Source organism: Bradyrhizobium sp. Tv2a-2 (genome assembly GCF_000472425.1).
Lineage (GTDB): Bacteria > Pseudomonadota > Alphaproteobacteria > Rhizobiales > Xanthobacteraceae > Bradyrhizobium.
Genome location: NZ_AXAI01000038.1, coordinates 14,137 through 36,996, shown reverse-complemented (window position 1 = coordinate 36,996; position 22,860 = coordinate 14,137). Strand labels below are relative to the sequence as shown.

The 22,860-nt window shown below is 64.1% G+C and carries 15 protein-coding genes; 11 read left to right on the top strand and 4 right to left on the bottom strand.

Annotated features, from left to right (window positions below):
* The first annotated feature begins 215 nt into the window (after positions 1–215).
* The 6 genes from A3AI_RS0138760 to A3AI_RS0138735 all read left to right on the top strand — a co-directional run bounded on the left by A3AI_RS0138760 (position 216) and on the right by A3AI_RS0138735 (position 11,422).
* Positions 216–5,423, top strand: a complete 5,208-nt coding sequence (locus tag A3AI_RS0138760; protein WP_024520651.1) for an alpha-2-macroglobulin family protein — start codon at positions 216–218, stop codon at positions 5,421–5,423.
* 101 nt (positions 5,424–5,524) lie between these two features.
* Positions 5,525–7,633, top strand: a complete 2,109-nt coding sequence (pbpC, locus tag A3AI_RS0138755; RefSeq protein ID WP_198030338.1) for a penicillin-binding protein 1C — start codon at positions 5,525–5,527, stop codon at positions 7,631–7,633.
* A 50-nt stretch (positions 7,634–7,683) separates the two neighbouring features.
* Positions 7,684–9,426, top strand: a complete 1,743-nt coding sequence (locus A3AI_RS0138750) for an ArnT family glycosyltransferase (protein WP_024520649.1) — start codon at positions 7,684–7,686, stop codon at positions 9,424–9,426.
* Positions 9,426–10,217, top strand: coding sequence for a phosphatase PAP2 family protein (locus A3AI_RS0138745; protein WP_024520648.1), 792 nt, complete (start codon positions 9,426–9,428; stop codon positions 10,215–10,217). The genes A3AI_RS0138750 and A3AI_RS0138745 overlap by 1 nt, the downstream gene beginning before the upstream one ends.
* A gap of 111 nt (positions 10,218–10,328) precedes the next feature.
* Positions 10,329–11,084, top strand: a complete 756-nt coding sequence (locus tag A3AI_RS0138740) for a glycosyltransferase family 2 protein (RefSeq protein ID WP_051382729.1) — start codon at positions 10,329–10,331, stop codon at positions 11,082–11,084.
* A complete protein-coding gene (locus A3AI_RS0138735; protein ID WP_024520646.1) occupies positions 11,084–11,422 on the top strand; it encodes a lipid-A-disaccharide synthase N-terminal domain-containing protein in 339 nt (112 codons plus the stop codon). The genes A3AI_RS0138740 and A3AI_RS0138735 overlap by 1 nt, the downstream gene beginning before the upstream one ends.
* A gap of 115 nt (positions 11,423–11,537) precedes the next feature.
* Here A3AI_RS0138735 and metC read toward each other — a convergent pair whose 3' ends face one another.
* Positions 11,538–12,731: a cystathionine beta-lyase gene (metC, locus tag A3AI_RS0138730; protein ID WP_024520645.1), complete on the bottom strand. Its 1,194-nt coding sequence runs from the start codon at positions 12,729–12,731 to the stop codon at positions 11,538–11,540.
* Positions 12,732–13,051: 320 nt separating this feature from the next.
* Here metC and A3AI_RS0138725 point away from each other — a divergent pair, with 320 nt between their 5' ends.
* Genes A3AI_RS0138725 through A3AI_RS0138710 form a run of 4 tightly spaced genes read left to right on the top strand, consistent with a single transcriptional unit; the run spans position 13,052 to position 17,580 of the window.
* Positions 13,052–14,068 (top strand): amino acid ABC transporter substrate-binding protein, encoded by a 1,017-nt coding sequence (locus A3AI_RS0138725; RefSeq protein WP_024520644.1) that lies wholly within the window; start codon positions 13,052–13,054, stop codon positions 14,066–14,068.
* A 30-nt stretch (positions 14,069–14,098) separates the two neighbouring features.
* Positions 14,099–15,304: an amino acid ABC transporter permease gene (locus A3AI_RS0138720; protein ID WP_024520643.1), complete on the top strand. Its 1,206-nt coding sequence runs from the start codon at positions 14,099–14,101 to the stop codon at positions 15,302–15,304.
* Complete coding sequence (locus A3AI_RS0138715) at positions 15,301–16,824, top strand: amino acid ABC transporter permease (RefSeq protein ID WP_024520642.1); 1,524 nt, start codon at positions 15,301–15,303, stop codon at positions 16,822–16,824. The genes A3AI_RS0138720 and A3AI_RS0138715 overlap by 4 nt, the downstream gene beginning before the upstream one ends.
* 12 nt (positions 16,825–16,836) lie before the next feature.
* Positions 16,837–17,580, top strand: coding sequence for an amino acid ABC transporter ATP-binding protein (locus A3AI_RS0138710; protein WP_024520641.1), 744 nt, complete (start codon positions 16,837–16,839; stop codon positions 17,578–17,580).
* Between the two features lie 30 nt (positions 17,581–17,610).
* On the opposite strand, the gene A3AI_RS0138705 is transcribed toward A3AI_RS0138710, so the two are convergent.
* The 3 genes from A3AI_RS0138705 to A3AI_RS0138695 all read right to left on the bottom strand — a co-directional run bounded on the left by A3AI_RS0138705 (position 17,611) and on the right by A3AI_RS0138695 (position 21,832).
* The gene (locus A3AI_RS0138705) at positions 17,611–19,458 is read right to left on the bottom strand and encodes a tetratricopeptide repeat-containing glycosyltransferase family protein (RefSeq protein ID WP_024520640.1); all 1,848 of its coding nucleotides are present in this window, start codon (positions 19,456–19,458) and stop codon (positions 17,611–17,613) included.
* 30 nt (positions 19,459–19,488) lie between these two features.
* Positions 19,489–20,526 carry a cysteine synthase A gene (locus tag A3AI_RS0138700; protein ID WP_024520639.1) on the bottom strand — a complete coding sequence of 346 codons (1,038 nt, stop codon included), beginning with the start codon at positions 20,524–20,526 and terminating at the stop codon, positions 19,489–19,491.
* Between the two features lie 76 nt (positions 20,527–20,602).
* On the bottom strand, positions 20,603–21,832 hold the full coding sequence (locus A3AI_RS0138695) for an SAM-dependent methyltransferase (protein ID WP_024520638.1): 1,230 nt from the start codon (positions 21,830–21,832) through the stop codon (positions 20,603–20,605).
* A gap of 277 nt (positions 21,833–22,109) precedes the next feature.
* Between A3AI_RS0138695 and A3AI_RS0138690 the strand changes: the two genes are divergently transcribed.
* Positions 22,110–22,856, top strand: coding sequence for a tRNA-uridine aminocarboxypropyltransferase (locus A3AI_RS0138690; protein WP_024520637.1), 747 nt, complete (start codon positions 22,110–22,112; stop codon positions 22,854–22,856).
* The last annotated feature ends 4 nt before the right edge of the window (positions 22,857–22,860 follow it).

Sequence of the window (22,860 nt, the reverse complement as noted above, 5' to 3'; positions counted from 1 at the left end):
TAGACGACAAAGCGCGTGAGCGGACCGCGTCCGGTCCGCCCGCAATGCTGCGCCGCGCATCCGGGGCCAGCCTATCAAGGCTCCGTTACGGTTTTTGGCTGGGCCATGCGGATTGCGACTGATTTTTACGTTTGCTTTCGCGCCATCGGGCCGTCACCTTTCCGCAGTTTTTTATGCCCGCCGCCTTCGATTTGCGGCCCCCAGGGAGTTTCCTCATGATCGGTTTGATTCGCGCCGTGGCCGTCTGCGCCGCGCTGGCGCTTGGCCATGCCTCAGTGCATGCGTCGGACAAGGCCTTCAGGCGCGACGACCTCGCGGATGCCGCGATCAAGCTGGAGGCGCAGATCAAGGGAGAGGCGGGGCCGGTCAGCAAATCGACCGGCGTCTTGAAAGCGGATGCCGACACCGCCTTCCGGCGCAATGATTTCCGCTCGGGCCTGCAGATCCTGGGGCAGATTGCTGCGGTCGCGCCTGAAGACTCCGGCAACTGGCTTCGGCTGGCGCGGTCGATCCTCCAGATCGTGCCGAAGAACCCGACCGAACAGACGTTCCTGCTCGAACGCGCCTCGACCGCGGCCTATATCGCCTATCAGCGCGCCGCGAGCCCGCTCGATGAAGCGGATGCGCTTGCCGTGCTCGGCCGCTCGTTCTCCGACCGGCATCTGTGGCGGCCGGCGCTGGATGCGCTGCGACTGTCGCTCGAGGGCAGGGAGGTCGCCGACGTCCGCGGCCAGTACGAGAAGCTGCGCGACGAGCACGGCTTCCGCCTGCTCGATTACACAGTCGATTCCGATTCAGCATCGCCCCGGGCCTGTTTCCAGTTCTCCGAGGATTTGGCCAAGCGCACCGACTTCACGCCCTTTGTGGCGCTGGCCGGCGCCGATAAGCCGGCGGTGTCGTCGGAGGAGAAGCAGCTCTGCGTCGAGGGGCTGCGGCACGGCGAGCGCTACAACGTCAATTTGCGCGCCGGACTACCGTCGACCGTGAAGGAGGGCCTGCCGAAATCGGCCGAGTTCAACATTTATGTCCGCGACCGCAAGCCGTTCGTGCGCTTCACTGAGCGTGCCTATGTGCTGCCGCGCACCGGCCAGCGCGGCATTCCGCTGGTCAGCGTCAACACGCCGGCTGTTACAGTCGAGGTCTACCGGATCGGCGACCGCAATTTGATCAATGCGGTGATCGATTCCGACTTCCAGCAGCAGATCAACCGCTATGCGCTGTCGGATCTGGGCGATAGCCGGGGGCAGAAGGTCTGGTCGGGCGAACTCGCGACCACGACTACGCTCAACCAGGATGTCACCACGGCGTTCCCGGTCGACGAGGTGCTCGGCGACCTGCAGCCCGGCGTCTATGTGATGACTGCCTCGCCAAAGAGCCCCGGCAGCAATGGCGCTGACGACAACCAGATCGCCACCCAATGGTTCATCGTCTCTGATCTTGGGCTGACGGCCTTCTCAGGCAATGACGGCATTCATGTCTTCGTCAATTCGCTTGCGTCGACTGACCCGGTCGCGCGCGCCGAAGTGCGGTTGATCGCGCGCAACAATGAGATCCTGGCCACCCGCAAGACCGATGACTCCGGCCACGTGCTGTTCGAGCCGGGCTTTGCGCGCGGCGAGGGCGGATTGTCGCCGGCGATGCTCACCGTGTCAGGCGAGAAGACCGACTACGCCTTCCTCAGTCTCAAATCCAACCCGTTCGACCTGTCCGACCGGGGGGTGACCGGGCGGCCGGTGCCATCAGGCGCCGATGCCTTCGTCTATGCCGAGCGCGGCGTCTACCGCTCCAATGAGACGGTGTACCTGACCGCGCTGCTGCGTGACGGCAAGGGCAATGCACTATCAGGTACGCCGCTGACGCTGGTGGTCGAACGGCCCGATGGCGTCGAGTTCCGTCGCGCCGTGCTGCCCGACCAGGGCGCCGGCGGGCGCTCACTGTCATTGCCGCTCAATTCGGCGGTGCCGGCCGGGACCTGGCGGGTGCGGGCGTTCACCGACCCGAAGGGCGCCTCCGTCGGCGAAACCACCTTCATGGTCGAGGATTACATCCCCGAGCGGCTGGAATTCGCGCTTGATTCCAGGGACAAGCTGATCAAACCGGATGCGCCGGTGGAGCTTAAGGTCGACGGTCATTTCCTCTATGGCGCGCCAGCCTCGAACCTCCAGCTCGAAGGCGACGTCTTGGTGGCGCCCGCCGCCGAGCGGCCGGGCTTTGCAGGATACCAGTTCGGCGTCGATGACGCCGAGACCACCTCCAACGAGCGCACGCCGATTGAGAACTTGCCGGAGTCGGACGCCAATGGCAGTGCGACCTTCCCGGTGAGCCTGCCGAAACCGCCGACCTCGACCCGGCCGCAGGAGGCGCAGATCTTCATCCGCATGGCCGAGAGCGGCGGCCGCGCCGTCGAGCGCAAGCTGGTGCTGCCGGTGGCGCCAACGGCCGCAGAGATCGGCGTGAAGCCGCTGTTCGGCGACCGTAACGTGGCAGAAGGCGACAAGGCGGAGTTCGATGTCGTCTTCGTCTCGCCTGACGGCAAGAGGCTGCCGCGCGACGGGCTGCGCTACGAGCTCATGAAGATCGAGTCGCGCTGGCAGTGGTATCGGCAGAACTCCTATTGGGATTTCGAGCCGGTGAAATCGACCAGCCGCGTTGCCGACGGCGATCTGGTGATTGCCGCCGACCAACCGAGCCGCATCAGCTTGGCGCCGCAGCCCGGCCGCTACCGGCTGGACGTGAAGTCGAACCAGGCGGACGGGCCGATCACCTCGGTGCAGTTCGATGTCGGCTGGTATTCCGACGGCAGCGCCGATACACCTGACCTCCTGGAGACCTCGATCGACAAGCCGGAATATCAGTCCGGCGACACGATGACGGTGTCGGTGAACACGCGCGTCGCCGGCAAGCTGACAGTCAACGTGCTCGGCGACCGGCTGCTGACGACGCAGACCGTCGACGTCAAGGAAGGCACCACGCAGGTCAAGATTCCTGTCGGCAGCGATTGGGGCAGCGGCGCCTACGTGCTGGCGACCTTGCGCCGTCCGCTCGATGCCGCTGCGCAACGCATGCCGGGGCGCGCGATCGGGCTGAAATGGTTCGGCATCGACAAGAAGTCGCGGAGGCTTGCGGTCGATCTCACCCCGCCCGCGCTGGTGCGGCCGAACACGACGCTGAAGATTCCAGTGAAGGTGACCGGGCTCAATCCGGGTGAGGACGCCAAGATCGTGGTTGCGGCGGTCGATGTCGGCATTCTCAATCTCACCAACTACAAGCCGCCGGCACCTGACGATTACTATCTCGGCCAGCGCCGTCTCACCGCTGAGATCCGCGATCTCTACGGCCAGTTGATCGACGGCATGCAGGGCACGCGCGGCCAGATCAAGTCCGGCGGCGATGCCGGTGGCGAGCTGCTCGGCGCGCCGCCGACACAGAAGCCGCTGGCGCTGTATTCCGGCATCGTGACGGTTGCCGCTGACGGCACCGCCGAGATCAGTTTCGACATCCCTGATTTCGCCGGCACGGCGCGGGTGATGGCGGTGGCCTGGAGCGCTACCAAGGTCGGTCGCGCCACGATCGACGTCACCGTGCGCGATCCCGTGGTGCTGACCGCGACGCTGCCGCGCTTCCTGCTCAATGGTGATCACGGCACCATGAGTTTTGACCTCGACAATGTCGAGGGCGCAGCCGGCGATTACACGATCAGTGTCAAGACCTCGGGACCAGTGAAGGTTTCGGGCAACCCGGCGACCAACCTGCATCTCGCCGCCAAACAGCGCAGCTCGACCACGCTGGCGCTCGAGGGCGGCGGTGCCGGTACGGCGCAGATCGATGTCGCGATCGACGGGCCGAATGGGCTTACGCTCGGCCGGCACTATGCGCTCGATGTGAAGCCTGCGACGCAGATCCTCGCGCGCCGTTCGATCCGCACCTTGGCCAAGGGCGAAAGCCTGTCGCTGACCCCGGACATGTTCTCCGAACTTGTGCCGGGCACCGGTACGGTCGCGCTGTCGGCAAGCCTGTCCACCGCGCTTGATGCGGCGGCGATCCTGCAAGCGCTCGACCGCTATCCCTACGGCTGCTCCGAGCAGATCACGAGCCGCGCCATGCCGCTGCTCTATGTCAACGAGCTTGCCAGCGGTGCGCATCTTGCCATGGACACAGGCGTCGATGATCGCATTCGCAGCGCGATCGAACGGCTGCTGGCCCGGCAGGGCTCGAACGGTTCGTTCGGTCTGTGGTCGGCGGGCGGCGACGATGCCTGGCTCGATGCCTATGTCATGGACTTCCTGACCCGTGCGCGGGAGAAAGGGTTTGCGGTGCCGGACGTGCTGTTCAAGAACGCGCTCGACCGTATCCGAAACTCCGTGGTCAATGCCAATGAGCCGGAGAAGGATGGCGGGCGCGATCTCGCTTATGGCCTCTATGTGCTGGCCCGCAACGGCGCTGCTCCCATCGGCGATCTGCGCTATCTCGCCGACACCAGGCTCAACAATCTGGCGACCCCGATCGCCAAGGCGCAGCTTGCGGCCGCGCTGGCGCTGGTCGGCGACCGGGTCAGGGCTGAGCGGGTCTATGCGGCGGCGCTCGACAGCCTGAACCCGAAGCCTGTGCTGGAATTCGGTCGCACGGATTACGGCTCGCAGCTGCGCGATGCCGCAGCGCTGGTCTCGCTTGGAGCCGAGGGCAACGCACCGAGGGCGACGATTACGCAGGCGGTCGCCCGGGTCGAGGTCGCGCGCGGGCTCACGCCCTACACCTCGACGCAGGAGAATGCGTGGATGGTGCTGGCGGCACGCGCGCTCGCCAAGGAGACGCTGGCGCTCGATGTCAACGGCGACGTGGTCAAGACAGCGCTCTACCGCAGCTACAGGGCAGCCGAGGTGGCGGGCCAGCCGCTCAAGATCACCAACACGGGCGATGCGCCGGTGCAGGTGGTGGTGTCGGTGTCCGGCGCACCTGTCGTTCCGGAGCCGGCAGCGTCCAACGGCTTTGCGATCGAGCGCAATTACTACACGCTCGACGGCAAGCCGGCCGACGTGACCAAGGCGAGGCAAAACGACCGCTTCGCAGTAGTTTTGAAGATCACCGAGCCCAAGCCGATCTATGGGCACATCATGGTGTCGGATTATCTCCCGGCGGGGCTTGAGATCGACAATCCGAATCTCGTGTCTTCCGGCGACAGCGGAACGCTGGAGTGGATCGAGGACGGCGTCGACGCTGCGAATGCCGAGTTCCGCGACGACCGCTTCACAGCAGCGATCGACCGTGCGACCGATTCCAAATCGGTGTTCACGGTCGCCTATGTCGTGCGCGCCGTCTCGCCGGGCAAATACGTGCTGCCGCAAGCCTATGTCGAGGACATGTACAATCCCTCGCGCTATGGTCGCACCGGCACCGGCAGCGTTGAGGTGCGGGCGGCGAAATGAGTGATGGTGAGATGAGTAGCGAGACTGTCGTTCCGAGGCGATGCGAAGTATCGAACCCGGAATCTCGAGATTCCGGGTCTGGTCCTTCGGACCATCCCGGAATGACCGCGTTTCGCGTGGATGACGGAGCCAAAGGGCGACACTTCGTTCGCGCAGCGGCAATCGCGGCTGCCATTGTTGTCGTCACTGCCGCGGCGTTCATCACCTGGGCCGTCTGCCTCGGCCCGTTGCCGCTCGACAAGGCGCGCGAGGTCTCCACCACCGTCGTCGACCGCAATGGCAAGCTGTTGCGCGCCTATGCGATGGCGGATGGACGCTGGCGGTTGCCGGTCGATGCCAGGAAGGACGTCGATCCGACCTATCTCAACCTGCTGCTCGCCTATGAGGATCAGCGGTTCTCCTCCCATGCCGGCGTCGATCCGCTGGCGCTGGCGCGGGCGGCATTTCAGCTTGCCACGCGCGGCCATATCGTGTCGGGCGGCTCGACCATCACCATGCAGCTTGCGCGGCTGATGGAGCCGCGGCGCGAGCGCTCGCTCTATGCAAAGCTGCGGCAGATCGTGCGTGCGCTGGAGATCGAGCGTGAGCTCGGCAAGGACCAGATCCTCAATCTCTATCTCGCGCTGGCGCCTTATGGCGGCAATCTCGAAGGCATTCGTGCCGCCTCCATCGCCTATTTCGGCAAGGAGCCGAAACGGCTGTCGCTGGCGGAGGCCGCGCTGCTGGTGGCGCTGCCGCAATCGCCCGAAACCCGCAGACTCGATCGTCATCCGGACGGAGCGCGCGAGGGCCGTGACCGCGTGCTCGATCGCATGGTCGAGGAGCATCGCATCACAGCCGATGAGGCGGCGCAGGCCAAGGCCGCACCCGTGCCGCGGATGCGCAGGCCGATGCCGATCCTGGCGCCGCACTCCTCCGATCAGGCGATTGCGGTGATGAAGGACGCGCCGGTCATCAAGCTGACGCTCGATGCGAACCTGCAGAAGGTGCTCGAGCCACTCGCGCATGACCGTGCCTCTGCACTGGGCCCGAATATCTCGGTCGCCGTCATCGTGGTCGACAACGAGACCGGCGACGTGCTCGCTCATGTCGGTTCGGCCGATTATTTCGACGAGACGCGGGCAGGGCAGGTCGACATGACGCGCGCGATCCGCTCGCCCGGCTCGACGCTGAAGCCGTTCATCTATGGGCTCGCTTTCGAGGACGGCTTTGTCCATCCCGAAAGCCTGATCGACGACCGGCCGATCCGCTTCGGCAGCTACGCGCCGGAGAATTTCGATCTGACCTATCAGGGCACGGTGCCGGTGCGCCGGGCGCTGCAGCTGTCGCTCAACGTGCCCGCAATCGAACTGCTCGACCGCGTCGGCTCCAGCCGATTGGCGTCGCGGCTGCGGCAGGCCGGCGCCAATCTGGTGCTGCCGAAGGATGAGGCGCCTGGCCTTGCGATGGGGCTCGGCGGCGTCGGAGTGACGCTGCAGGATCTGGCGATGCTTTATTCCGGACTGCCGCGGCTTGGCACCACGCGGCCACTGCGCGAGATCATGGACAAGGACGAGCCCCGCGAACCGCTGCGCCTGATGGACAAGGTCGCGGCCTGGGACGTCGGCGATGTCCTTTTGGGCACACCGCCGCCGGAAAACGCTCCGCGCAACCGCATCGCCTTCAAAACTGGAACCAGCTACGGCTATCGCGACGCATGGTCGGTCGGCTTCGATGGCCGCATGACAATCGGCGTCTGGGTCGGCCGCCCCGACGGCGCCTCGGTTCCCGGCCTGATCGGCCGCAACACGGCCGCGCCCATTTTGTTCGATGCCTTCGCCCGCAGCGGCAAGGTGCTGCAGGCCTTGCCCAAGCCGCCAAAAGGCGCGCTGGTCGCCAGTAACACAAAACTTCCGCTGCCGCTGCGCCGGTTCCGTCCCTTGGGGGAACTTGTGCGAAGTGGCGGGGAACAAGCCGTGCTGCACATCCAGTTCCCCCTCAATGGCTCCCGGATCGATGTCGATCGTTCGGGCGGAGCTGAGACTGCTGCCATGCCGGTCCGGGTCTCGGGCGGGGTTTTGCCGCTGACAATGCTGGTGAACGGGCTATCGATCGGCGAGATCGATGGCCGCCGCCAGCGCCTGATCAATCCGCCGGGCCCGGGCTTTGCCAGGCTCACTGTGATCGATGCCACTGGCGCTGCCGACACAGTTGTCGTGAGAATCCAATAGATGTGCCTTAAGCGGTTGTGGGGCTGGCGGTTTCGGCGTATGCGGAACCAATGGTTGAGACCTATTCCCGCCCCCGTTTTGGCGCCGGACGCGAGCCGAAAAACCTCGTCAATCCGGGCAGCCGGCTCGTGCGCGGCCTGGACTTCGTCACCAGCAGTCACGCGCGCGCCGTGGCGTTCCTGCTGCTCTGTGGCCTGCTTTTGTTCCTGCCGGGATTCTTCACCATTCCGCCGGTCGATCGCGACGAGGCGCGCTTTGCGCAGGCGACCAAGCAGATGGTGGAGACCGGCGACCTCGTCGACATCCGCTTCCAGGAGGACGTGCGGTACAAGAAGCCGGTCGGAATCTATTGGATGCAGGCGGCCGCGGTCCAAGCTGCGAGCGCCCTCGGCCTTCCGGGTGCGCAACTGCGCATCTGGGTCTACCGTATGCCGTCGCTGCTGGGAGCGATCGGCGCCGTGCTGCTCACCTATTGGACCGCGCTTGCCTTCGTGACGCGGCGCGGTGCCGTGCTTGCGGCACTCCTGATGTGTAGCTGCGTGCTGCTCGGCGTCGAAGCCCGTCTCGCCAAGACCGACGCGATGCTGCTGCTCACGGTGGTCGCCGCGATGGGCGCGATGGCGCGCCCCTATTTGTCCTGGCAGCGCGGCGAGGATCCCGCCCATTCGCCCTGGAGCTGGCCGGCGATCTTCTGGACGGCGCTCGCAGCCGGCGTCCTCATCAAGGGCCCGCTGATCCTGATGTTCGCAGGGCTCACCATCGTCACGCTTGCGATCCTCGACCGCGGCGCCGCCTGGCTATGGCGGCTGCGTCCGATCTGGGGCCTGATGTGGATGCTGCTGCTGGTGCTGCCCTGGTTCATCGCGATCTTCTGGCGCGCGGGCGATGCGTTCTTCACGGACTCCGTCGGCGGCGACATGTTGAGCAAGCTCAGCGCGCAGGAATCCCATGGCATGCCGCCAGGGCTCTATCTGCTCCTGTTCTGGATCACCTTCTGGCCCGGCGCGCCGCTGGCGGCGATGGCGGCGCCCGCGGTGTGGCGGGCGAGGCGCGAGCCCGGTGCGCAATATCTCCTGGCTTGGCTGATTCCATCCTGGATCGTGTTCGAGGCGGTGTTGACAAAGCTGCCGCACTACGTGCTGCCGCTCTATCCGGCGATCGCGATCCTCACCGCCGGCGCGGTGGAGCGGAGCGTGCTGTCGCGCTCCTGGCTGATGAAGGGCGCGGCGTGGTGGTTTGCGATTCCCGCCATCACCTCGCTGATCGCCGTGGTCGGGGCGATCTGGGTGACCCGGCAACCGGTGTTTCTGGCCTGGCCTTTCGTGGCGGTGTCGCTGATTTTCGGACTGGCCGCGTGGTGGCTCTATGAGGACAACCGCGCTGAACATTCGCTGCTGAACGCCCTGGTTGCCGCGCTCGCGCTCGCTATCACGGTCTACGGCGTGGTGCTGCCGAGGCTGACGCCCTTGTTTCCGAGCGCCGAGATCGCGCACGCGCTGCGCAATGTCCGCTGTGTCGGGCCGAAGGCAGCCGCGGCCGGCTTCCAGGAGCCCAGCCTCGTCTTCATGACCGGCACCTCGACATTGCTGACGGACGGTTCGGGCGCGGCGGATTTCCTGAACCAGGGAACTTGCCGCTTTGCACTTGTCGAGGCCCGCACCGAGCGCAATTTCGTGCAGCGGGCCGAAGCGATCGGCCTGCGCTACAATGTCTACAGCCGGATCGAGGGCTTCAACATCTCGCAGGGGCGGGCGGTCACGATCTCGATCTTCCGCTCCGAAGGCACGGAGTGATGTCGACCTCGGTCGCCACGATCGAATCCCGCGGCTATGTCGTGCAACTGGTCGCGCTGCTGCGTTTGTCGGTCGTGCAGCTCCTGCGCACGCCGACCCACGCGCGGCGTTCCATTGCCGCGCAGCGACTGGGACGCGACGTGCTGCTGATCGCGGGTCTTGGCGGCGTACTGGTAATCGTGCTCTTGGTCGGTTTCGATGCGACTGAGATCGCGCTGATGCCGCCACGCGGCAGCCCTGATGTTTGGTGGGCGCGCGCCGTGACCGACTTCGGCAAGGATTCCTATGTGCTGTGGGCGCTGTTCGCCGCGCTGATTGTGACCGTGACTGCTTTGCCGCTGCTCCAAGGCGCGTCGCGCGCGAGGCTCCTGCGCTTCGGCACGCAGCTCGAATATGTCTTCGTCGCTGTGTTGTGTGCGAACCTCGTCACCGAGGTGCTGAAATACGCGATCGGCCGCGGCCGGCCGTTCGTGGGTGGCAAGGCCAATGCCTTCAACTTCGTGCCCTTTACCGGAACCGAGCCCTATTTCAGCCTGCCGTCCGCACATGCGGTGACCGCGTTTGCACTCGCCTTCGCGGTTGGCGCGGTCTGGCCGCGGCTGCGCCTGTTCATGTTCGCCTATGCTCTCCTGATCGCCATGAGCCGGCTCGTGCTGCTCGCCCATCATCCGAGCGACGTCGTGGCGGGCGCCATGATCGGCATCCTCGTAAGCGTGGCGGTGCGCTACTGGTTTGCCGCGCGGCGGCTCGGCTTTGCCATCCGAAATGACGGCCAAATTGTCCCGATTTGAGGTGATTTAGAGGGTTGCCCAAGCCGCGTCCGCCCCATAAGAAGCGGGCGCCGCGCACGGGGCCCGATTTGCGCAGGCGTGCGGCAGGCCAACCCAGGGACGAGCGTCGATTTGCCTTCTTCCGACCCAGCGGTTTCCGACAAGACCTTGGCGGTTTCCATCGTCGTCCCCGTCCGCAACGAAGCCGACAACATTCTCCCGCTGATCGAGGAGATTGCGGCTGCGCTGAACGGCCGCCAGGACTACGAGATCATCTACGTCAACGACGGCTCGACGGATGCAACCGCGGAACGGCTCGCCGACGCCATGAGGCGCTGGCCCAACATCCGTCAGCTCAAACATGTCGTCTCGAGCGGCCAGTCGGCCGCTGTGCGCAGCGGGGTGCGTGCGGCACGCGGGGGAATCGTGGCGACACTTGACGGCGACGGTCAGAACAACCCGGCCTTTCTGCCTGAACTGATCGCAGCAGTCGAGAAGGGCGGCGCCAAGGTCGGCCTCGCCGCAGGCCAGCGCGTCGGGCGCAAGGACACCGGCTTCAAGAAATTGCAGTCGCGCGTGGCCAATGCGGTCCGAAGTTACATCCTGCACGACGGCACCCGTGACACCGGCTGTGGGCTGAAGGCGTTTCGCCGCGAGGTGTTCCTGATGCTGCCTTATTTCGACGGGCTGCACCGCTTTCTCCCGGCGCTTGTCCGACGCGAAGGATTCGATGTCGCCTATGTTGACGTGATCGACCGTCCCAGGCATTCGGGCGTGTCGAATTACGGCTTCTTCGATCGGCTCTGGATCGGGATCCTGGACCTGTTCGGCGTGTGGTGGCTGATCCGCCGCAAGAGGCCGACGCCCGTTGCGACCGAGGTGAAATGATGCTGATCCAGTTCGGGCAGGCCTTCAGCAATTACGTTTACGAAATCTTCGTCGCCAAGTTTGATTTCTGGCTGGCTTTCGGCCTCATCGCACAACTCGCCTTCGCCGCCCGCTTCCTGGTGCAGTGGATCGCAAGCGAGCGCGCCGGAAAAAGCGTGGTGCCGCTGGCATTCTGGTTCTTCTCGATCGGCGGCGGTCTGTTGACGCTGATCTACGGCCTGGTCAAGCGCGAACCTGTCATCATAATCGGGCAGCTGGCTTCGAACATCATCTATGTCCGCAACCTCATGCTGATCTTCAAGAACCACGCGAAGGGATCGGAGACGCTCGATCGCTGAGTGCTGGCAACCTCAGGAACCAAAGTCAAAGATCGCCAAGTGCCCACGCGCGAATGTTGTGTCGTACAGGTCGACTGGAAATGTCCGTCACGCCGACTCTCCGATGCGCAGCGGCTCAGGCCTTATTGAACGCCACAAATCCGCGTTCCAGATCGGCCTTCAGATCATCGACATTTTCCAGGCCGATATGGAGCCGCACGGTCGGGCCCTCCGGGGCCCATTTGGTGGCGGTTCGATACTCCGCGCAGTCGAAGGGAATGGCGAGGCTTTCGAAGCCACCCCAGGAATAGCCCATTCCGAACAGGGTCAGGGCGTCGAGGAAGGCGTCGACCGCGGCCTGCGGCTTGGGTTGGATCACGATGCTGAACAGGCCGGAGGCGCCGGTGAAATCCCGCTTCCAGATCGCGTGTCCCGGATCGCTTTCCAGTGCCGGGTGCAACACCCTGATAACTTCGGGCCGGCTCTGCAGCCAACGCGCGATGTCGAGCGCGGAACGATAGTGCTGGGCGAGCCGCACGGCCAGCGTCCTCAAGCCCCGCATCGCCAGGAACACGTCGTCGGGGCCGGCGCAGATGCCGAGCAGGTGAGTGGTCTCCTGGATGATCGGCCACGCCGCGGCGTTGGCCGAAATCGTGCCGAACATGATGTCGGAGTGGCCGCCGATATATTTGGTGGCGGCCTGCATGCTGATGTCGACGCCTTGCTCCAGCGCGCGGCGAAACAGCGGCGTGGCCCAGGTGTTGTCGTCGATGACAAGTGCGCCGCGCCCATGCGCCACGGCGGCGATGGCGCGGACGTCAGGCATTTCGAAGGATTGCGAACCTGGCGCCTCCAGCAGGACTGCCCTGGTGTTGGGTCTGAACAGCGTCTCGATTGCGGTGCCGATCAGGGGATCGAAATAGGTCGTCTCGACGCCAAGACGTGTCAGCACGATGTTGCAGATCTGGCGCGTCGGCCGATACACGTTGTCGCAGACCAGGATGTGGTCGCCGGCCCTGAGAACCGAGAGCAGGGTGGTCGAGATGGCGGCGAGCCCCGACGGCGCGATCGCAACGCCCGCGCATTGCGGGCCCTCGAGGGCCATCAGCGTCTGCTGAAAGGCCTTGGTCGTCGGTGTGCCGTAACGGCCATACCGGTACTCGCCCGTATGGGCGTGCAGGTCGGCCGCGGTCGGGTAGAGCACGGTGGAACCGTGAACAACAGGGGGATTGACAAAGCCCTTCTGCGCCCTTGTGTCGCGCCCGGCGGTCACCAGCCTGGTTTCCGCATTGAGGGGATGGCCTGATCCGGTGTCGTTCACGGAGCTCATTCTTTGGTCGCTACCAGAAGTTTCGTTCGCCATTTGCGGGCGAGGCCCGGCGCATCCGGGCGAAATCGTTAATAACAGAATATGGAAGCGGTGCGTCAACCCCTTGACCCGGCCCGCCAGTCGTTCTGTGATGCGGGGGAGCTATTCAGTCGCCGCACGTTGAGGGGCCTGCCGCGACCTTCGATCCATTGCTTGGCCGGTCGGGACGTTAACCGTCTTCGGTTTGACGTTTGCCGCGCGGGGATCGCAGGGCTGGCCTCATCGACGTTACGCGCATTGATCAGCCAACGTACCCAAGGACCCCTTGAAAAGGCCTAGCCATGAAACGCGTATCCCTCCTGTTCACCCTCGCTGCCGCCGCTGCTTTCTCGGCCCAAGCCGCTTCGGCGGAAACGCTCAAGACGATCAAGGATCGGGGCATGCTGTCCTGCGGCGTCAGCCAGGGCCTGCCGGGCTTCTCCTCGCCCGACGACAAGGGCAACTGGACCGGGCTCGATGTCGACGTGTGCCGCGCCATTGCGGCGGCGATCTTCGACGATCCGACCAAGGTGAAATTCGTGCCGCTCTCGGCCAAGGACCGCTTCACGGCGCTGCAGTCGGGCGAAATCGACGTGCTCTCGCGCAACACCACCTGGACGCTGTCGCGCGACACCTCGCTGGGCGCCAATTTCACGGGCGTGACCTATTATGACGGCCAGGGATTCCTGGTGAAAAAATCGCTGAAGGTGAATTCGGCCCTTGAGCTCAATAGCGCCTCCGTCTGCGTGCAGACCGGCACCACCACCGAGCAGAACCTCGCCGACTACTTCAAGGGCAACAACATGAAGTATGAGGTGATCGCGTTCGCCGGTGCGGACGAGACGGTCAAGGCCTATGAATCCGGCCGTTGCGACGTGTTTACCTCCGACGTGTCCCAGCTCTATGCCGAGCGGCTCAAGCTCGCAAATCCCGCCGACCATGTGGTGCTGCCCGAGGTGATCTCGAAGGAGCCGCTGGGACCGATGGTCCGCCATGGCGACGACCAGTGGTTCGACATCGTGAAGTGGGTGCTGTTTGCGATGGTCGATGCCGAGGAGATGGGCGTCAACCAAAAGAACCTCGACGAGATGTCGAAATCGGACAAGCCCGAGCTGAAGCGTGCCTTCGGCACCGATGGCAATCTTGGCGAGCAGCTCGGCCTCACCAAGGACTGGTTCTACCGTATCATCAAGGCGGTCGGCAATTACGGCGAATCCTTCGACCGCAATGTCGGCGCCGGCTCCAAATTGCAGATCGCCCGTGGGCTGAACCAGCTCTGGAACAAGGGCGGCATCCAGTACGCGCCGCCGATCCGCTGATCTCTGCTACCTGGGCCAACGGTTGCGGCGATGAGTATCGAAGCAAGGTCACCACCGCCGCAACTCATATTCCGCCTCAAGCGGGCGCTCGGCGGCCGCTCGGGTTGGAGCGGCGTCGCACTGCAGATCGTGTTCGTGATCGCACTGGCCTGGATTGGCTATGAGATCATAGCCAACGCCCGGACGAATCTTGAGGCCCAGCGAATCACCTCCGGCTTCGGCTTTTTGAAGAACACCGCGGGCTTTGACGTCAGCCAGAGCCTTATTCCTTATTCCGGCTCTGACACCTATACGCGGGTGTTCCTGGTCGGCCTGCTCAATACCTTCCTGGTCTCGATCATCGGCATTTTCTTTGCCACCGTGATCGGGTTCGTTGTCGGTCTGGGGCGGCTGTCGCCGAACTGGCTGTTGTCGCGCGTCGCAGGCGCTTATGTCGAGCTGGTGCGCAACCTGCCGCTCCTGTTCCAGATCCTGTTCTGGTATCTCGCGGTGCTTGCCGCCTTGCCCGGCCCGCGGCAGAGCATCTCGCTGTTCAACAGCTTCTTTCTCTCCAACCGAGGCCTGGTCATCCCCCGGGCGATCGGCGAATCCGGATGGGAGCCGTTCCTCATTGCCGTCGCCGTTGCGGTCATCGCTGTACTGGCCTTGCGCTACTACGCGCGCCGGCAATTGTTCCAGAAGGGAAGGGCGATCAGGATCTGGCCCTATGTCCTCGGGCTTCTCGTCGGGTTACCGCTTCTGAGTGCGCTGATCTTCGGCGCGCCGCTAAGTTTTGAAGTACCGCAGCTCAAGGGCTTCAACTTCGCCGGCGGCACGCGCGTCATTCCAGAGTTCGTCGCGCTGACGGTCGCGCTGTCGACCTACACGGCGGCCTTCATCGCCGAGGTCGTGCGCGCTGGGATCCTGTCGGTGCACAGGGGACAGATGGAAGCGGGCGCATCGCTGGGGCTCAGCCGAGGCACGACCTTGCAGCTGATCGTGGTGCCGCAGGCGCTACGGGTGATCCTGCCGCCGCTGACCAACCAGTATCTGAACCTGACCAAGAATTCCTCGCTCGCGGTCGCGATCGGCTATCCCGACCTCGTCTCGGTGTTCGCGGGAACGACGCTGAGTCAGACCGGCCAAGCGATCGAGATCATCGCCATCACCATGGGGGTCTATCTCCTGCTGTCGCTGACCACGAGCGCGATCATGAGCTTCTACGGATGGCGGCTGAGCCGGAGCCTCGCGCAATGACCGACGTCACCGCATCCTCTTTCGTTCGCGATGCGATGGTCGCCGAGCGGCCCGCGCCGGTCAAAACCACGGGCTTCATCGGTTTCATCCGGACACGGCTGTTGAACTCGCCGACCAACATCCTGCTCACGATCCTCGGCATCCTGCTGGTCTGGTACACCGTCGTCCCCGCGCTCAGATTCCTGCTGGTCGACGCCGTCTGGCACGGCACCGACCGCAACGCGTGCCTTGCGGAAAACGCCGGGCATCCCGTCGGCGCCTGCTGGCCCTATATCGGCGCCAAGCTCGACCAGTTCATCTACGGCTTCTATCCGGTCGAGGAGCGCTGGCGGGTCAACCTGACCTTCGTGATCGCCGCCGTGCTGCTGGTGCCGATGCTGATCCCGCGGTTGCCTGCCAAGGGTTTGAACGCGGGCCTATTCTTCCTGGCCTTTCCGGTGGTCGCGTTCTTCCTGCTGCATGGCGGAGGCCTGAGCGGCTTTGGCGTGAGCTGGATCACGAGCCTGCTTGCGGCCTTCGCCGACAGCATCAAGAGTGCCGGCGACGCGCTGGTGCGGGCGGCGGCCACCACGCCGGTGGTCGGATCGCTGTTGTGGCTGTTGGGTCAGATCGTCGCGCTGATCGGCGTGACGCTGGCACTGATCCTCACACCGCTGGTCTGGGCGCGCGACCAGATCCAGAGCTCGCATTATCCCGTCTGGGTCGATTTCGGGCTGACCGCGATCATCGTATCGGTGCTGCTGTTCGCGCTTGCCGGCGGCGTGCGCACCGGATGGCGCGCGCTTGCGACCTCGTTGGCAAGTTTTGCCGGAATCGCCATCGTCATCGCGGTGATGGGCCTCGACGGTCACGGCTTGCCGGTGGTCGATACCAGGCTCTGGGGCGGCCTCCTGGTCACGCTGGTGGTGTCCGTCACGGGCATCGTCACCTCGATGCCGATCGGTGTTGCGCTTGCGCTCGGGCGGCGCGCGACCATTCCGCTGATCCGCGTCTTCTCGATCATCTTTATCGAGTTCTGGCGCGGCGTGCCGCTGATCACGGTGCTGTTCTTCGCCACCTACATGCTGCCCCTGTTCCTGCCCGGCAATTTCACGGTCGATGGTTTGATGCGTGCGCTGATCGGAATCGCGCTGTTTGCCGGTGCCTATCAGGCCGAGGTGATCCGTGGCGGATTGGCGGCCATTCCGCGCGGGCAGGGGGAGGCCGCGAGCGCGCTCGGGCTGTCCTGGTGGAAGACGACGGCGCTCGTGGTGATGCCGCAGGCGCTGCGCCATGTCATTCCCGGCCTCGTCAACAGCTTCATCGCGCTGTTCAAGGACACTTCCCTGGTGTCGATCGTGGCGCTGTTCGACCTGCTCGGGCAGCTCCGCGCCTCATTCTCCGATCCGAACTGGGCCACGCCGACCACCGCCTTTACCGGCTTTGCCTTCTGCGGGCTGATCTATTTCACCTTCTGCTTTGGAATGTCGCGCTACTCGCTCTTTGTCGAGCACCGGCTCAATCCGTTCCGGCGCAACTGAACCGAGACCATCATGACCGAAAATCCGATTGTCAGCATCAAGGGCCTCAACAAGTGGTACGGCGACTTCCACGTGCTGCGCGACATCAATCTCGAAGTCGGCAAGGGCGAGCGCATCGTGATCTGCGGCCCGTCCGGCTCGGGCAAGTCGACCCTGATCCGCTGCATCAACGCGCTTGAGGAATTCCAGGAAGGCGAGATCGTCGTCGACGGCATCGCGCTCGGTCCGAACCTGCGACGCGTCGACGAGGTGCGCCGCGAGGTCGGCATGGTGTTCCAGAGTTTTAACCTGTTCCCGCACCTGACCGTGCTGGAGAACTGCACGCTCGCGCCGATCTGGGTGCGCAATATTCCGCAGAAGGACGCGGAGGCTGCGGCGATGAAATATCTGGAGCGGGTCAAGATCCCGCAACAGGCGCAGAAATATCCGGGTCAGATGTCCGGCGGCCAGCAGCAGCGCGTCGCGATCGCGCGCGCACTCACCATGAGCCCCAAGGTGATGCTGTTCGACGAGCCGACCTCGGCGCTCGACCCCGAAATGGTCAAGGAGGTGCTGGACACCATGGTCGACCTCGCCAAGGAGGGCATGACCATGCTGGTGGTAACGCACGAGATGGGCTTTGCGCGGGAAGTCGCGAACCGCGTGGTGTTCATGGATGCGGGCCAGATCATCGAGTCCAACACGCCAGCAAATTTCTTCGCCAATCCACAGCACGCGCGTACCAAGCTGTTCCTGAGCCAGATTTTGCGGCACTAGGACGGCATCCGGTGGGATCAGGCTAAAGCATCATTCCGGAATGAACGCTACATCGGCCTGAAGGGATGCGATTTCCTTCTCAAGCGCGCGTCTCACCCGATCGAAAACGCCCTGCCAGTCTCCAGGGCTATCCTGTCGAAACAGCCGCATGCTTGGGTACCAAGGGCTGTCGTCGCGATCGAGCAGCCAGCGGTGATCCGGCGTGTAGCACAGCAGCGTCCAGGTCGGACGTCCCAGCGCACCGGCAAGGTGGGCCACGCTGGTCTCCACTGATATCACGAGGTCGAGGCAGCTGAGCAGCGCCGCCGTCTCGGCAAAATCGGTGAGGTGGCCGGTCATGTCGATCATGCCGGTCATCTCCCGCAGCGCCGCTTGGTCTTCCGGTTTCGTCTCCTTCTGGACGCTGATGAACACCGCGTCGGCGTCGAACAGCTGCAAAAATGTGCGTAAGGCGATGGAGCGGTTGTGATCGTCCGGCTGCCCTGGATTCCCTGCCCAGCAAAGCCCCACGCGCAGCCGATCATGCGTGCCGAGGCGCCGCTGCCAAGCCTGCACACGATCATCATCGGGCGCAGGCAGATAGGGGATCGACGCCGGGATCGTCTGCAATGTAGTGCCAAAGGCGAGCGGCAGGCTCATGAGCGGACAGTGAAAGTCGAATGGCGGCAGACGGGTTGCCGACATTGGAAGGCACTGCGAGATTCCTGGCAATTTCGACAACAGCGGATAGAGCGGGTCCTGAACGACAAGGACGACGCGCGCGCCGCGTTCGGCCAGCATGGGCACGTAGCGGACAAACTGTAAAGTGTCTCCCAGGCCTTCATCGGAGGCGACCAGAATCGTCTTGCCCGCAAGGCTTTGCCGTCCGAGCCACACGGGTTGTGCGAATTGTGGATAGTTTCGCCGCATCTTCCAGCGCGCCTCGCGGCCGGCCCAGCCCGCCCCGAAATTGCCTGTCAGCAACTGGAGATGGGCAATCCCCAACTCGGCCAAGGCATCGGTCGGATCGTCCGTCCTGAGTTGCTCATAGACCGCCATGGCTTCGCTGAGTTTGCGAATTTTCGCGAGTGCGGCGGCCCTGTTATGCAGCGCGTCTCGGAAGCCCGGTTGAAGCGAGAGCGCGCGGTCGAGCCATGGCAAGGCGTCCTCGTCCCGGCCCAGGGAACGAAGGACGGTGCCGAGATTGTTGCAAATGGCGGCGTCGTGGGGCGCAAGCGTGTGCGACCTGTGACAAAGGCTGAGCGCGTCCTCGAACCGTTTCAGGTTGCTAAGGCACGCAGCCTGCCTCTGCAGCGTTGCGACGTCGTTGGGCCGCAACGCGTCGCAGAGGTCGAGATAGGAAAGGGACTCCTCGACACGGCCGAGACCGTGGAGAAGAACCGCGCATTGGTTCGCCGTCTCCCAGTGCTGCGGGTTGAGCTTGAGTGCATGCTGAAGGCTCAGGACAGCCTCGTCCGTGCGTTCGAGGGCGACCAGCGCGTTGGCAAGGTCGCGCCAGAGATTGGCATCGTCAGGTTTGAGCTGGACGGCCTTGTCGAAGACCTGCAGAGCTTCCTCGCCTCGGTCTTGCCTCGAGAGGCAGGTGCCGAGACTGGTCAAATAAATCGGCTTCGGCTCGCGCTGGATTGCGCGCGCGATCCAGTCCGTGGCCTGGCCGTACTGTTCGACTTGCAAGGCAAGGAGGCCCATCAGATGCAGCGCGTCAGCGTGCTCGCTGTCGAGCGCGAGGGCCTCCCGGCAGCAGGCCTCTGCATCGCCTGCACGGCCGGCGCGCAGGTGGCCCAGAGCGGCTAGAAACAGCGCAGACGTCGTCGGCGTCCCGGTGGATTCGTCGACCTGGACCGTCGCGTCGTCCGCCGGCCGATTGGAATCCTTCATCTCCGGGGTTAGCTCCCCGCACACCGCGCCTTACTCGAACGGCACGTCGATCTTCGTGCGCTTCTCGAGCCACGTCGGCACCGGCAGTTTCTTTCCGCGCATGAACTCCGGATTGAACAGCTTGGACTGATAGCGTCCGCCGGAGTCGGCCAGAATGGTCACGATGGTGTGGCCAGGGCCGAGCTGGCGGGCAAGGCGGATCGCGCCGGCGACGTTGATGCCGGTCGAGCCGCCGAGGCAAAGACCCTCGCGCTCGGTAAGCTCGAAGATCACGTTGACCGCTTCCTCGTCGGGAATGATATAGGCCTCGTCGACCTTGCCCGCGCTTTCGATGACGGGCGTCACGCGGCCGAGCCCGATGCCTTCGGTGATCGAGTTGCCGGGCGAATTCTTGGCTTCGCCGTGCTTGAAATACTCGTACATGGCAAAGCCATTCGGATCGGCGCAGCCGATCACGATGTTCTTGTTCTTCTCCTTCAGATAACGGCTGATGCCGGCGAGCGTGCCGCCGGTGCCGACGGAGCAGATGAAGCCGTCGATCTTGCCCTCGGTCTGCTGCCAGATCTCCGGACCCGTCGATTCGTAATGCGCCTTGGGGTTGTCGAGATTATTCCACTGGTCGGCGAACAGCACGCCGTTGGGCTCGGTCTTGCGCAACTGTTCGGCGAGGCGGCGACCGACGTGCTGGTAGTTGTTAGGGTTGGAATAGGGCAGCGCCGGTACCTCGAGAAGCTCGGCACCGGACAGCAGTAGCATGTCCTTCTTTTCCTGGCTCTGGGTGTCCGGAATGAGGATCAACGTCCGGTACCCGCGGGCACTCGCCACAAGCGCAAGCCCGATGCCGGTGTTGCCGGCGGTGCTCTCCACCACGAGCCCGCCGGGCCTGAGCTCGCCTCGCTTCTCGGCTTCGAGAATCATCCACTTGCCGGCGCGGTCCTTCACGGACTGGCCCGGATTCATGAACTCGGCTTTGCCGAGAATGGTGCAGCCGGTCGCCTCGGATGCGCGCACGAGCTTGATGAGGGGGGTGTTGCCGATTGCCTCGACGACGTCTTTGTTGAAGATCATGTTCTTGAAATGCCGGTCGTTTCCTCGGGGGTCCAGCACACGTAATAGGTCGGCCGGCAGTTGCAAGCCAGCTTATTTATCGTTGCTTTGCGAAGACCACCTGCCGCACGTCGATGTTGCCGGACAGGAATCCGGCTTCGCAATAGGCCAGATAATACTCCCACAGCCGCCGGAAACGGTCGTCGAAGCCGAGCGGCTTCAGATTGGGCCAGGCAGCGCGAAAATTGTCCCGCCAGGTCGCCAGCGTCTTGGCATAATCTTGCCCGAAAATGCGCTCGCGGATGACAGGTATTCCGAAGCGGTCGCCGAGCATCTTCAGGACCTGGGGCGAGGGCAGCATGCCGCCCGGAAACACATAGCGCTGGATAAAATCGACCTCGCGCCGGTAGGACTGGAACATGCTGTCCTGAATTGTGATGGCCTGGATGCCGGCAAGCCCTGATGGCTTGAGTCGATCCGCGAGCGTGGAGAAGTATTTCGGCCAGAACTGCTCGCCGACCGCCTCGATCATTTCGATCGAGGCGATGCGGTCGTAGTGATCGCGCTCGTCGCGATAATCCTGCAGCCTGATCTCGACTGTCTCGGCAAGGCCCGCCTCGTGAATTCGCTTTTGCGCAAAATCGCGCTGCTCCCTGCTGATCGTCAGTCCGACGACCTTGGCGCCGAAGGTCTTGGCGACATATTCGGCAAAGCCGCCCCAGCCGCAGCCGATCTCCAGGAGCTTCTGTCCGGGCCGCAAATCGATGGCTTCGGCAAGCCTGCGGTACTTGTTCTTCTGCGCCGAGGTGAGATCAGCGGCGTCATCATCGAACAGCGCCGACGAATAGGTCATGCTCGAATCGAGCCACGCTGAATAGAAGGCGTTGCCGATGTCGTAATGCGCGTAGATGTTTCGCTTGGCCTGACGTTTGGTGTTGCGGTTGAACCAGTGCCGCACCACCTGCACGAAGCGGATCAGCGGCTTGTTGGCCAGCATGGCCTGGATCAGGTCGTGATTGACGCAGAACAAGTAGAGAAATTGCGTCAGGTCCGGCGTGTCCCAGTCGCCGTTGAGATAGGCTTCCGCAATTCCAATGTCGCCGCCGTTCACAAGGCGGTAGGCAAAGCCGTAGTTGTAGACGGTCATCGCCGCCGCGGGCCCGGGCTCCAGGCCGCCCATTCTCATGGTGCGGCCATCGGGCAGGGCGATGTCAAGCGTGCCGCGCCTTAATCGCGCAGCAAAACCAAGAGCGAGCCTGACCAGTCGCGGCAAGTCCGCAAGCTTCTCATCTGCGTTGTCCGGGGTCACCGGAATGACGTCGGGCATAGAGTCCACCACTCATGTGGCTCTGTGTCCGAAGGTACGTGTCAGGGGTCGAGCCTCACTCGACCTTCGCCGGACCAGAGCGCGCCCCCGCGGGCGTTCAGCGCAACTGTATTATTGCAATTGTAATATTAGACTCGGTTCCGCCTTGCGCCAAGGCGGTATCCGGCATGGCGAATACGTTGTTGCCTGTCTCAGCAAAACAAACAGGTTGCGGGAGGGGCGCTTGCGCTTTCAGGTCGTGTTGAAGCCTGCGGCCTGTGGGCGTATAGGCGGCGCAATGTCGGACCCAGCCTCAAATCCAGCCGAAGATGTCGCCGGCGCGGACGCCGTCGCGGACTGCCCGCGCTGCCGGAAGCCGTTGCCGCTATGCATCTGCGACAGCGTCACCCCCCTGCAGAGCCGGCTTTCGCTTTTGATCCTGCAGCATCCACAGGAGCAGGACCGCGCGCTTGGCACCGCGCGATTGACCGCGCTGCACTTTGCGAACGCGGTCATGAAGGTCGGGTTGTCCTGGCCGAGCCTTGCCAAGGCGCTGGGCCGACCTGTCGCTGACCCCTCGCGCTGGGCGGTGCTCTATCTCGGCTCGGCAAAGGCCGCCGCGCTCGATCCGGGAAAGGAGGTCGTCGCGCTTAACCGCAAGGGCGAGATGGCCGAGAACCAGCGTGCGATCCTGGAACGCATCGAGGGCGTGGTGCTGCTCGACGGTACCTGGAGCCAGGCGAAGGCATTGTGGTGGCGCAATCCATGGATGCTGAAATGCCAGCGCGTGATCCTGGGGCCGAAGCGACCCTCGGCCTATGGGCAACTGCGTCGCGAGCCGCGTCGTGACGGTTTGTCGACGCTGGAGGCGGCGGCGGTGCTGATGGCAGCACTGGACAAGCGGCCGGAAATCGCCGCCACGCTGCAAGCCGCCTTTGGTCGGATGCTGGCGCGTTTTCGCGAGGTTCAGGGCTCGAATCCTGAGCTTGCGCCGCGGCCAAAGCCGCGGCGGCAGCGCGATTTCCGCCGGCGCCGGAAGCTCTGAGGGA